Genomic DNA, 12340 nt, shown 5'->3' on the forward strand with positions numbered 1-12340 from the left:
ACCTCGAGGGCCACTACCCCTCCCGGTGAGGAAGAAGGGGCTCCCGCTCCCCCACATCCCGCTCGCCCAGCTCCGGCCGCAGGACATCCCAGCTCCGCGTTGGCATACGTTCTTCACCGGGATTGCTGACCTCGCAGCGAAGGTAGTCGCCAAGCTCTACGACCCCGACTACGACGCCGACGGCCAGCTCGACGCGCCGTCGAAGGCGAAGCTCCACGATCCGAACTTCTCCGCCGCAGGTTCGCTGTCTGCGTACCCGCAGCCCAAAGACCCGGCCCGCTTCGCAGGTAGCGGAGCGCTGTTCGCGCACCCGACGGCGAAAGACCCAGCGCGGTTCAACGCCGAAGGCGATCTAGCGGCAGCGCTTCAGATCATCGACCTCGCGAAGCTCGCTGGCACCGGCACCCTCGCGACGTCAACAGCGGCCAAGGGCCGGATGGAGCCCGCCGCTTCGGGTCAGCTCGCGGCGCAGCCGCAGCCTAAAGACCCCGCGGTCTACTCCGCGGCGGGGTCTATCTCGGCGGTTGTGCAGCCGCGCAACCCGGCAGAGTTCGCAGGACTCGGGAGCTTGGCCGCTGTGCCGGTCAGCCGGCTCGAGGCGAAGTTCTCGTCGATCGCGCAGTTCTACTCCGGCGCATACGAAGTCGAGATCGTTCTCGGTCCCAACTTCTCCGCCGCGGGTCTGCTCTCACCGCACGAGCAGGCTAAAGATCCCGCCGCAGGCGGTGGGTCGGGCATGCTCTCGACCACCGCCACCGCGAAGAACCCCGCGGTCTACGCGGGCGCAGCAGCTCTCGCAGCTGCGACGCAGCCGAAGGCGACCGCTACCTTCTCCGCCGACGGAGCGCTAGACATCTTCGTCGCTGCGCGATCCGTCCCCGCCGAGCACAACGCAGAAGGCTCGTTGGCCGCTTCGGTGTTTCAACGACGCTTCATCCCAGCCGATCACAACGGCGAGGGAAGCCTCGCTGCGGCGGTATACCAGCGCCGCTTTCAGAACGCTCAAACATCGGGACAAGGCACCCTCTCGATCGCTCGCACCGACTTCTCGATTGTTCCGTACAACGTCCAAGTTACGTCATCCCAAACTGTCCCGGTTCCCGCCGGAGCGAAGTACATCGACGTCATCGTCTTAGGTGGCGGTGCAGCAGGCGTTCGCTCCGCTGGATTCTTCTCGTGGGGACGCGGCGGCAACCCCGGAGCCTACGGAACTCAGCGTTGGAGCACGGCGGGTCAGTCGTGGGACGGCGTGAAGGTGACGATCGGGGCTGGTGGTACAGGCAACAACGGCGGCGGTGGAAGCACCTCCGCAGAGCCCTCAATCGGAGGCACGCCCGCAGCGGGTGGCCCAGTCGTTGGAGCCGGTGGAAGTGGTTACAGCCAGTCGAACAGCCGCGACGCCCACGGACCCGGCAACACGACATTCCAAGGGGCGACGATGACCGGCGGCAGCGGTAACGGCTCCACCCCCGGATCGGGCGGCAGGGGTGGCGCAGACACGTTTGGGGCGTCAGACGGAGATCCCGGAGCGCGCGGCGAAGCGCTGATTCGATTCAGTTAGGTAGATGTGACAGACGTAACCAAAGTCCTCCCGTTCGACCGCTCCCAGATAGGGCAGGAGACCGGGTACTGGTGTGGACCAGCGACGACGCAATCCGCGCTGAAGATCCGCGGCATCAACGTCGCCGAACGCGAGATCGCGCGCCAGACCGAAGAGCTTGAGGGCAACATCGGCTGGGACGACCAAGACGGCACCGACTACATCGGCCAGCTCGCGGTCGTTCTGAACCGCTACCTCGGCGAGGGCACCTACGTCGTCCGCGACCTCCCGAAGATGCCGAACCAGACGTGGAAGAAGCAGATTTGGGACGAGATCGTCTTGACGATCGACTCCGGATTCGGCGTCCCGACGAACTGGCAAGCCCCGCCGAGCAACTACCCGGTCGGCCAACTTGGATCACGATCCCCCAACTACGGCGGCGGAACGGTATTCCACTACGTGTTGGTAGACGGATACGCGGTGATCGACGGAATCCTCTACATCCACATCGCCGACTCCGGGTTCCAGCCCGACGGGTACTGGATCACCTTCGAGCAGTACGTCTCGCTGATCGTCCCGAAGAGCTACCTCGTACTCGGGGCGGAGCCGCAGATCGACGCCGCGGCGGTGAACGACTTCATCCGCATCTTCGTCGGCCCCATCGCGTCCGACGTCCGAGACGCCCGAGCCCAACTCATCACCCGGTGGCCTCATCTCGGCAACCGCGATCTGAAGACGGCGGTGGGTGATCTCGTTGGACGCTGAGTCACTCTCCCGCGTGATGGGCGGATCGCTGTCGATCGAGCGGTACCGCGACCTCGCACCCGCGTTCAACGAAGCGCTGATCCGCGCCGAATGCACCACCGCGGACCGCGCCGCGATGTTCTGCGCGCAGATCGGCCACGAGTCGGTCGGCCTGAAGTACATGGAGGAGATCGCCAGCGGAGCGGCGTACGAGGGCCGGCAGGATCTCGGAAACACACAGCCCGGCGACGGCGTCCGCTTCAAAGGCCGCGGCCCTATCCAGATCACCGGACGAGCTAACTACCTACAGCTCTCGAGGTGGGCGTACTCCCGCGGCTACTGCCCGACGTCGACCTACTTCGTCGACAACCCGACCAAACTCTCCGACGTCGACTACGGCTTCCTCGGCGCGGTTTGGTACTGGACCGCCGCGCGTCCGATGAACACCTACGCCGACAACCGCGACATCGTCGGAGCCACCCGCGCCGTAAACGGCGGGCTGAACGGCATCGACGACCGCAAGAACCGCTACTACCTCGCGCTCTCGATGGGCGCGTCCCTACTTCCTGGAGACGACCTCGTGGCAGCCAAAGACGACATCATCAACTTCATCAAGACCTACGTCGGACCGATCGGTTCCGACGTCAAAGACATCCGCGAGCAGCTCGTCGGAGGCCGCGACCTCGTTCGCCGGCCCGACGGGTCGGTCGACCTCCTGAAGTCGTTCCCCGGTTGGGCGCTGCTCGGAAAGCGCGCCGACGGATCGAACCGAACGCTCGTAGACGCCGTCGGCGTCCTAGTCACCAACCAGGCAGACCTCATCAAGCGAGTAGCGGAGCTGGAGAAGCGCACCAAGTAGAACACCGGGAGACAACGTGGCTGAGCTAGTCCCCGCCCCCAGCAACGTCATCGGCCCCACCTGGCAGCGGACAACCGAGGGAGGCTTCTACCTCCCGGAGCGCACCCTCGGGCTCGGTGTCGTCAACTGGCTCTACGAGTACGTCCTATGCCCCGGCGGGAAGTTCGCCGGCGAGCCGTTCGTCCCAACCAACGAGCAGTTCCGCTTCATTCTGTGGTGGTACGCGGTCGACGAGAACGGCGACTGGCTCTACAACGACGGCACACTCCGCCGACTGAAGGGGTGGGGCAAAGACCCGCTAGCCGCCGCGCTCTCGCTCGCCGAGATGTGCGGCCCGGTGCGGTTCTCCCACTTCGACGAAAACGGCAACCCCGTCGGCAAACCGTGCCACGGCGCGTGGATTCAGGTCGCCGCGGTCTCACAAGACCAGACGAAGAACACGTTCGCGCTGTTCCCGGTGATGGTCTCGAAGAAGCTCAAAGAGACCTACGGCCTCGACGTCAACAAGTTCGTCATCCACGCTGACGGCGGTCGGCGGATCGAGTCCGTCACCGCATCCCCCGCGGCGATGGAGGGCAACCGCCCGACGTTCGTCATCAAAAACGAAGTTCAGTGGTGGGGCGCAGGCCCCGACGGGAAGGTCAACGAAGGCATCGCGATGAGCGACGTCATCGACGGCAACCTCACCAAAACTGAGCACGCCCGCGCCCTCGCGATCTGCAACGCGCACATCCCCGGCAACGACACCGTCGGCGAGCGCGACTACGACTTGTGGGCTGACGTGCAAGCGGGGAAGGTCATCGACCCCGGTCAGCTCTACGACGCGCTCGAAGCGCCAGCAGACACGCCGATCTCCGAGATCCCCCTCGAGCGAGACGACCCCGAAGGCTTCGCCGCCGGCGTCGAGAAGCTCCGCCGCGGCGTCGAGATCGCCCGCGGCGACGCGACGTGGATGCGAGTCGACCAAATCGCGGCGTCGATCCTCGATGCCCGCCGCGACATCATCGAATCCCGCCGGAAGTTTCTCAACCAAGTCAACGCGGCTGAGGACTCGTGGATCGCTCCGTACGAGTGGGACGCCTGCCAGCCCGACCCGACGAAGGGTGAGGAGCCGGTCGCACCGCTGAAGCGGAAGGACCGAATCACCCTCGGTTTCGACGGCTCGAAGTCCGACGACTGGACCGCACTCGTCGCGTGCCGCGTCGATGACGGATCGCTGCATCTCATCCACGCGTGGAACCCGGTGAAATACCCCGCCGGCGAAGTCCCCCGCGAGGAGGTCGACTCCGTCGTGCGCTCGACGTTCGAGAAGTACGACGTCGTCGGGTTCCGTGCCGACGTCTTCCAGTTCGAGGCGTACGTCGATCAGTGGTCGACGTCGTTCCGGAACAAAGTGAAGGTCAACGCGACTCCCGGCAACCCGATCGCGTTCGACATGCGCGGCCAGACGAAGCAGTTCTCGCTCGATTGCGAGCGGTTCGTAGACGCGGTCCTCGAGCGGGAGATCCGCCACAACGGCGACAAACAGATGCGCCAGCACATCCTCAACGCCAAACGGCACCCCACCACCTACGACACGATCTCGATCCGGAAGGCGTCGAAAGACTCCTCGCGGAAGATCGACATCGCTGTCTGCTGCGTCCTCGCATTCGGTGCCAGACAGGACTTCTTGATGTCGAAGAACAACCGCTCTAGCCAGGTTCAGGTTCTCGGGTGGTAGCAACGACCGCTACGGTCGATCCGCTCACCCTCCGGCAACAGCTCACCGACAAACTCGAAGAGAAGAACTCCGAGTTCGCGGAGAACACGCTCTACTACGAGTCGTCTCGCCGGCCCGACGCGATCGGCCTCGCCGCCCCGCCCGAGCTTCAGAAGCTATTCCCCCACATCGGCTACCCCCGGCTGTACGTCAACGCGCTCGCAGAGCGGATTACGCCGGAAGGCTTCAACCTCCCCGGCTCCTCTGATACCGATTCCGATCTGTGGCGTTGGTGGACGACCAACCAGCTCGATGTCGAGTTCAACCTCGGTTGCGTCGAAGCGCTCGTCCACGGTCGCGCATACGTGACGATCTCGGCACCGCCGACCAACACCGACCCCGAGAATCCCTACTTCGGCCCGCCTGATGTACCGATCATCCGGGTTGAATCGCCGGTCAACCTGTTCGCGGACGTCGATCCGTGGACCCGTCGAGTCACGTCCGCGATCCGGACGTACAAGAACGAGGACAACGACGACATCCGGGCGACGATCTACACCCCGGATGCCACCTACTACCTCGTCAAAGAGCAGGACTGGACCGTCTCGGAAACCGTCAACCACGGTCTCGGGATCGTCCCGATCGTCCCGCTTCTGAACCGGACGAAGCTGTCAGATACCCACGGTACGTCGGAGATCACCCCCGAACTCCGGTCGTTCACCGACGCAGCCGGTCGCCTGCTCACCAACATGCAAGCGGCGGCTGAGCTGATGGGTATCCCGCAGCGGGTCATCTTCGGCATTACGAATGACGATCTCAAGCGGAAAGACGGCTCCGACGTCTCGACGTTCGAGGCGTATATGGCTCGAATCCTGACGGTCGCCGACCCGTCGGGCAAGGTCGACCAGTTCCAGGCGGCGCAGCTTCAGAACTTCGCCGACGGCATCCGCGAGATCCGCAACGAAGTCGCGGCCTACACCGGGCTCCCCCCGCAGTACCTCTCCAACGCGCAGGACAACCCCGCGTCGGCGGATGCGATTCGATCCGCTGAGCGCCGGCTGGTTCTCAGCGCGGAGCGGAAGACCGTCGTTTTTGGCGGAGACCTCGAAGAGGCGATGCGCGTCGCGTGGCGGGTGATGAACCCCGGTTCGGACCTCCCCGACGAGTACTACCGGCTGCGAGCGATCTTCCGCAACCCGGCGACGCCCACCTTCGAGTCGAAGGCCGACGCGACGTCGAAGCTCTACGCGAACGGGCAGGGCGTGATCCCGAAGGAGCGCGCTCGAGTCGACCTCGGTTACACCACCGAGGAGCGCGAAGAGATGCGCGGATGGGACGCCGAGCAGGAAGCACACCAAGCGGAGCTAGTCCGCATGTACGGCAACCCCGCCGGCGACCCGGAGAAGGCACCTACGGATGAGTCTGGAGACGTATCAGGCAGCCCAGGCGGCAGCCGTTCTAGCAGCTCTAAGCCAGATCCAGAAGCTAAGTAGCTACTTCTCCGGCCTCGGAACTCTGAAGTCGTGGACGGACTTTCTGTCGACGATCTACCCGATAGTTCGGGAAGCTCGACGGGAGTCCGCCCGCAACGCATACGAGTTCTTCCACCAAGAGCACGAGCTGATGTTCGGGTTCCGAGACGACTTCGTCTTCTCCGACGACGACTACCAATACGACTGGCTCGTAGAGGATCTCGACCGGAATCGACGTCGGTTCATCGACCCGAACGCCGATCGCGAGAAGGCGCAGACCCGCACGCTGATGGGCGTCGCCCGCGCCGTCGAAAACGGCGGTCGCGACGCGATGATCCACGCGGTCGAGCGGTACGGGGAAGAGGGCGACGACCCCGACTTCCTCCTCGAGATCCCCGACGACGCTGGTGATCTCGAAGAGCGCAAGCTCAAAGACGAGGTAAAACAACTCCTCGAAGATAACCCACCCCCAAAATCTGCGAAGAAGCAGAAACGCGGCGGAGTCAAGTCGATCAAGGGCTGGGCTCGGGTGCCGACCGGCGCGGAGACGTGCGGCTGGTGCCTGATGCTCTGCTCCCGCGGGCCTGTCTACAAAGAGGCGCGCACCGCGGGTCTCGACCTCGCTGACCGCCACGCGCTGGCCGACTACGACGCCGGCCAGGAAGTCACCTCCGACGACATGGAGGAGTGGCACGAAGGGTGCGACTGCAAAGTCGTTCCCGTCTTCGACACCCGATCTTGGCCTGGAAAAGAGCAGGCCGACGACGCGCTCGAGCTGTGGAAAGAGGCTACCCGCCTCGCCGACGAAGAGCTGGAGCGCAACCCCAACAAGAAGTCGTTCGTCGGGGGCCGGTGGGTCAAAACCACCCGCAACCGCGAAGCGATCAACCAGATGCGCCGCCTCGTTGGCGGATAGCACCCCCAGACCACGCCCGGAGCGTGCGAACCGCCCAGGAGGCGAAATTGCCCGACACCACCCCCACCCCGAACGACGCAGCCGCAGCGACTCCCGCAGCCCCCGCTATGACGAAGGTCGAAGACCTCCCGGATTGGGCGCAGAAGGAGATCACCGACACCCGCGCTGAAGCCGCGAAGTACCGGGTCGAGAAGAACGAGGCCGTCGACACCGCCGTCGCCGCCGCGCAGGTCAAGTTCCAGGAGCAGCTCGACGCCGCTTCGAACGCGAAGACCGAAGTCGAGTCGAAGCTCGCCGGCGCGATCCTCGAGACCTCGAAGCTGAAGGCCGCTCTCGGAGCCGGTATCCCAGCCGACAAAGTCGTCGAGTTCTCGGACCTTCTGAAGGGTGACACCGACGAAGAGCTGAAGTCGCACGCCACCGAGCTGAAGAAGCTCTTCAACGTCGACCCCGGCAAGCCATCGACGGTTCCCGCCGTCGACCCATCTCAGGGCTCGGGCAACGAATCACTGCCGCTCAACGGCGACCCACTCGTACGCGCGGTCGAAGCGATCGTCCGCCGATAACCAAAGGAATCACACAGAATGGCTAACTACGCAGCCACTTCCGACGCTATGTTCGCGGGCGAACTCGAGCCCGAGAAGGCGAAGGACTACTTCGAAGAAGCGGAGAAGAACTCGATCGTCCAGGCGGTCGCGCAGAAGATCCCGATGGGACCGACAGGTGTGTCGATCCCCCACTGGAACGGCAACGTCACCGCCGACTGGGTGGATGAGGGCGCTCAGAAGCCGATCACCAAGGGCGACTTCACCAAGCAGAGCATCACCCCCGCCAAGATCGCGACGATCTTCGTCGCGTCGGCTGAGGTCGTTCGTGCGAACCCGCACAACTACATCGAGACGATGCGCAAGAAGGTCGCCGAGGCGATCGCGCTCCGCTTCGACGAGGCTGTCCTCTTCGGCACCGCGACCCCGTTCGGTAACTACGTCAACGAGACGACCAAAGAGATCGGCCTCGACGGCGACGCCTACGGCAACCTGAACACCGGCCTGAAGCTGCTCTCGCAGGACGGTCGCAAGTGGCGCTCGGTGCTGTTCGACGAGACCGCCGAGCCGATCCTCAACGATGCTCGCGACGACGCCGGGCGACCGCTGTTCATCGACAGCCCGCTCGAGCTGACCGAGACGAACGCCCCGTTCCGCCGCGGTCGCGTCATCGGTCGCAACACGATCCTGTCGGATCACCTCACCAACGAGGGCAGCCCGATCGGCTTTATGGGCGACTTCAACCAGGTGCTGTGGGGCCAGGTTGGTGGGCTCACCTACGACGTCAGCGACTCCGCTTCGCTGGACATCTCGAGCGCGCAGAACGGTTCGCAGATCGTCTCGCTGTGGCAGAACAACCTCGTCGCTGTCCGCGTCGAGACCGAGTTTGCCGCGCTGGTCCACGACCCCGAGGACTTCGTCCGCATCACCGAGGACGCTCTCGTCCAGACGTGGAAGATCGACACCAAGGGCGCTACCGGCGGCACGTTCAACTTCCGCGCTGCTGGCAAGAAGATCAGCGCTGTGGCGTACAACGTGTCGGACGCGAACCTCAGGACCGCGATCGTCAACGCGACCGGCCTCGACGCCGGCAAGGTGACGGTCACCTCGGCGACCGGCGTCTACACCGTCGTGGTCCCCGCCTCGCTCGGCGGGTTCGAGAACGCCCTGACGGGTGGCACGTCGGCTACCGCCGCGATTTCTCGCGCCTGATGACTTAACATCTCCCGAGGGCGTGGGTTTAGTCCTGCGCCCTCGGGGGGTGGAGTTCTAGGAGGACTCCGATGCCCTACGCAACCGCCGACGACGTCCGAGTCCTGATCCCGAAGGCTTCGCTGGAGCCCGAAGAGACCGAGCTGATCGAAGCGCGGATCGGCCAAACCGAGCGGATAATCCTCCGCCGGATTCCCGATCTCGCTGATCGGATCACCGCCGGCGACCTCTCCGACGACGACGTCCGAGACGTAGTCACCGCCGCGGTGCTTCGGGTTGTGCGCAACCCCGAGGGGTTCATCCAAGAGTCGGACGGCACCTACACCTACATGCTCGATCGTTCGACGATCTCGTCGGACATCGAGATTACCGACGACGAGTGGGAGATCCTCGGTGACGACGACGCAGCTTCCGGGATCGGCTGGCTGGTCCCGGTGATTCGAGCGCCGGCGTGAGTCTCATCTCGCGGTCCGGGCGCGAAGAAGTCGTCGTCTACCCCGAGATCAAAACGACCGACCGCGACGGCAACCCCCACACCCGACCCGACTCAGTCGGGATCACCACCTCCGCCACCGTCCATCCGATGGGGTTCAGCGGCACCGCCGCTCGGCGCGCGGAGATGGACAACGAGGGACACCTCTCCGAGCAGGTCTGCGTCATCTACTTCCCCCGCGAAGACGACTCAATCTCCCACCCACTCGGACCGCAGTCCGCGGTGGTGTGGAAAGGCGAGAAGTGGCAGCTATTCGGCCACGGTAAGCAGTTCAACGGCTCTCGTCGGACTCGCCACATCAGCTACCAGATGAAGCGGTCGTAGTGGCTCGGGTGCAGATGAACGGCCAAAAGGTCGTCAACCACATCGTGTCCCACGTCGAAGGCGTGAAACGAGCGGTCCACCACGAAGCCGAAGACGTCGCCGATCTCGCCGACGCTATCGCAGACACCTACCGCGATCCGACCGACGGGAAAGAGACCCGCATCTCGGTCACGAAAGGCGACGTCGACTCGTTCGTAAACCTCGAGCACCCCGCGGTCATCCCCCGCGAGTTCGGGTGGGAATACGTCAACCCCAACACCGGAGAACGGAAGTGGGTTGAGGGGAAATACACCCTTCAGCGAGCAGCGATGACGAGAGGCGGATATGGCTGACCAGCTAGACCACTTTTCGATCGTCAAACCGCTAATCGAGGCTAAGCGCCCCGACGTGATGGTCACATCGTGGATTCCGTCGGTCAGCTACCGCGAGTTTCCGCTGGTGAACCTCCGCTCTCTCGGTGGTTCGCGGAACCGCAAGTACCCGAATCTTCTCCGCATTCCGATCGTCGAGATAACCGCCTACTCCGACACCGAATACCGAGATGCAGACGAGTTGTACGACGACGTGCTCGACGCACTCTACGACGCGCAGCTCTACCAAACGATGACCCCCGGCGGGTACATCCACTCGATCAAAGAAACGATGGGGAAAACGTCTTTCGACTCCCCGTTCGATGCAACTTGGCGCGTGCAAGGGCTTGTGAAGCTCGGCATCCGCCCACCTAACGGAGGATAGAAAATGGCTCTGAAGGACAAAAACGTCCTTACCGCGAGCACCGGCTTTATCTACACCGGATCTCCCGGCCTCGCGAACCCCACCCCCGCCGAGATCACCGCGTTCAACCCCGCGACGTTCGGCTGCATCCAGTACGAACTCGAGGTGACCGCCTCCAGCGGCAACTACAAGCTGAAGGTCGGTGCCCCCGGCACCGACACCGCGGACATCCCGTTCGACGCCACCGAGGGTGCGATCCAGACCACGCTTGAGGCTCACGTCGGCGTCGGTGAGGGGAACGTCCTCGTCGAGGCGGGCGATGACGACGGCGAGTTCGTCGTGACGTTCGTCGGCAGCCTCCAGGGGGTCAACCCGACTCTCTCGGTCTCCGGCGCAGGTGCGACCGTCACCCTCAAGACCGCTCTCAACGGGTGGACGATGGTCGGCCACACCAGCCGCGAAGACCTCCCGGAGTTCGGCAACGACGGCGGCGACACCGAGGTGAAGGGCACCTGGCAGAACGCTTCGCTGAAGGAAGTTCAGACCGAAGCGCTCTCCGAGTACCTAACGATGAAGATCAACCAGATCGACCGCACCTCGCTGACGCTCTACCACGGTGAGTCTTCGACCCCGTCGGTTCCCGGCGTGTTCGGAGTCTCGGGCATCCCGTCGTACGTCGACAAGTCGCTGTTGATCGTCGTGGTCGACGGTGATCTCAACCTCGGCTTCAGCGCCCCGAAGTGCTCGTTCCGACGTGAGGACTCGATCGAACTCGCCACCGACGAGTTCACCGGCATCCCCGTTCGCGCCACCTTCCTGAAGCTCGGCGTGCGGGATCTATACCGCTGGATCTCCGAAGACCTCTTCGACTGATCCAGCCCTCGGGGGGCACCCGGTTCTTAGCGGACCTGCCGGGTGTCCCCCTCCTCTTTCTTCAGCGTTTCTACGACGCAGGGTCCGCGTTTCTACGAAAGGTCTGCTATGAGCTACTACCAAACCGCCCAAGCTCCCGCCGGATACACCGCGGCGGTCGAGCCCCCGAAGTCGGCTATCACGCTGGACTACCTCCGCGAGAAGACCGACGAGGAGTACGCGCCGTACCACGTCGATATGGGCGACGGCATCCTCACCCTCCGAAACCCGCTTCAGCTCAATCGCGATAAGCGCCAGATCGTGCAGCAGCTCATCGCGCGGCTCACCGAAATCCAAGACGAGCTGAAGGAACTCGGTGAGGACGACGATCAGCCCGAAGGCGTCGAAGACGAGATGCACAACATCATGCTGGGCGTGATCGAAGCATCCGCGGACAACTCCGCTCTCGCGGCGCGTCTGTGTGAAGAGCTGGCGCAGAACCTCGGTATGACGCAGGTCGTCTTCTACGACTGGTTCGGGGTGGAAGAGGCGGGGGAAGCCTCCGACTCGCCGAGCTGATTGACGAGCACGGTGAGTCGATAATCCCCGACCTCCTCGAGACCTACGGGATCTCGATTCGGTCGGTACTCCGCAGGGAGATCACCCCACGAGAAGCGCTCGTCTACATCTACCGCCTCCGCGAGGATTCCCGCTTCGCCGCGGCAGAAGCGGGCGGACCCGAGTTCCTCGGGTGGACCTACGACCGCTACATGCAGGCGCAGCAATACAACCTCCTGCAATCCATTTTGTACGTCCTCATTCGAGCCAACTCGAAGTCGTCGATTCAGAAGCCTAAGCCGATCGCCGTTCCCCAACCGAAGAAGAAGCGGGAACAGCAAGACGGCGGTTTCACCGCGATGGCCGAAAAGGCGCGCGCTAACCGCGAGAAGCGGATAACCAAGGAGTAAGA

General features: G+C 64.0%; 15 protein-coding genes. All 15 read left to right on the forward strand.

The features are described from left to right. The first annotated feature begins 25 nt into the window (after positions 1–25). Positions 26–1561 carry a hypothetical protein gene (locus HUN08_RS12555; RefSeq protein ID WP_124248701.1) on the forward strand — a complete coding sequence of 512 codons (1536 nt, stop codon included), beginning with the start codon at positions 26–28 and terminating at the stop codon, positions 1559–1561. 6 nt (positions 1562–1567) lie between these two features. Then, positions 1568–2305: a C39 family peptidase gene (locus tag HUN08_RS12560; protein ID WP_124248700.1), complete on the forward strand. Its 738-nt coding sequence runs from the start codon at positions 1568–1570 to the stop codon at positions 2303–2305. Next, the gene (locus HUN08_RS12565) at positions 2295–3143 is read left to right on the forward strand and encodes a hypothetical protein (protein WP_124248699.1); all 849 of its coding nucleotides are present in this window, start codon (positions 2295–2297) and stop codon (positions 3141–3143) included. The genes HUN08_RS12560 and HUN08_RS12565 overlap by 11 nt, the downstream gene beginning before the upstream one ends. A gap of 16 nt (positions 3144–3159) precedes the next feature. Then, on the forward strand, positions 3160–4863 hold the full coding sequence (locus HUN08_RS12570; RefSeq protein ID WP_124248698.1) for a hypothetical protein: 1704 nt from the start codon (positions 3160–3162) through the stop codon (positions 4861–4863). Continuing rightward, positions 4857–6335, forward strand: a complete 1479-nt coding sequence (locus tag HUN08_RS12575; protein ID WP_124248697.1) for a phage portal protein — start codon at positions 4857–4859, stop codon at positions 6333–6335. The genes HUN08_RS12570 and HUN08_RS12575 overlap by 7 nt, the downstream gene beginning before the upstream one ends. Next, complete coding sequence (locus tag HUN08_RS12580) at positions 6259–7230, forward strand: hypothetical protein (protein WP_124248696.1); 972 nt, start codon at positions 6259–6261, stop codon at positions 7228–7230. Before HUN08_RS12575 ends, HUN08_RS12580 begins: the two co-directional genes overlap by 77 nt. A gap of 23 nt (positions 7231–7253) precedes the next feature. Beyond that, positions 7254–7796, forward strand: coding sequence for a hypothetical protein (locus HUN08_RS12585; RefSeq protein ID WP_301546717.1), 543 nt, complete (start codon positions 7254–7256; stop codon positions 7794–7796). Between the two features lie 18 nt (positions 7797–7814). Then, positions 7815–8987, forward strand: a complete 1173-nt coding sequence (locus HUN08_RS12590; protein WP_124248695.1) for a phage major capsid protein — start codon at positions 7815–7817, stop codon at positions 8985–8987. A 71-nt stretch (positions 8988–9058) separates the two neighbouring features. Continuing rightward, complete coding sequence (locus HUN08_RS12595) at positions 9059–9442, forward strand: Gp19/Gp15/Gp42 family protein (RefSeq protein WP_124248694.1); 384 nt, start codon at positions 9059–9061, stop codon at positions 9440–9442. Then, positions 9439–9804 (forward strand): hypothetical protein, encoded by a 366-nt coding sequence (locus HUN08_RS12600; RefSeq protein WP_301546718.1) that lies wholly within the window; start codon positions 9439–9441, stop codon positions 9802–9804. The genes HUN08_RS12595 and HUN08_RS12600 overlap by 4 nt, the downstream gene beginning before the upstream one ends. A 14-nt stretch (positions 9805–9818) precedes the next feature. After that, entirely contained in the window at positions 9819–10136 is a 318-nt protein-coding gene (locus HUN08_RS12605; protein ID WP_124248693.1) for a DUF5403 family protein, read from the forward strand. Next, positions 10129–10539 carry a hypothetical protein gene (locus HUN08_RS12610; protein ID WP_124248692.1) on the forward strand — a complete coding sequence of 137 codons (411 nt, stop codon included), beginning with the start codon at positions 10129–10131 and terminating at the stop codon, positions 10537–10539. Before HUN08_RS12605 ends, HUN08_RS12610 begins: the two co-directional genes overlap by 8 nt. 3 nt (positions 10540–10542) lie before the next feature. Beyond that, positions 10543–11391, forward strand: a complete 849-nt coding sequence (locus HUN08_RS12615) for a phage tail protein (RefSeq protein ID WP_124248691.1) — start codon at positions 10543–10545, stop codon at positions 11389–11391. Positions 11392–11499: 108 nt separating this feature from the next. Then, positions 11500–11949 (forward strand): phage tail assembly protein, encoded by a 450-nt coding sequence (locus HUN08_RS12620; RefSeq protein WP_124248690.1) that lies wholly within the window; start codon positions 11500–11502, stop codon positions 11947–11949. Between the two features lie 191 nt (positions 11950–12140). After that, positions 12141–12338 carry a hypothetical protein gene (locus HUN08_RS12625; protein WP_124248689.1) on the forward strand — a complete coding sequence of 66 codons (198 nt, stop codon included), beginning with the start codon at positions 12141–12143 and terminating at the stop codon, positions 12336–12338. The last annotated feature ends 2 nt before the right edge of the window (positions 12339–12340 follow it).

The sequence above is a fragment of the Gordonia sp. X0973 genome (assembly GCF_013348785.1).
In the GTDB taxonomy this organism is placed as follows: Bacteria; Actinomycetota; Actinomycetes; order Mycobacteriales; family Mycobacteriaceae; genus Gordonia.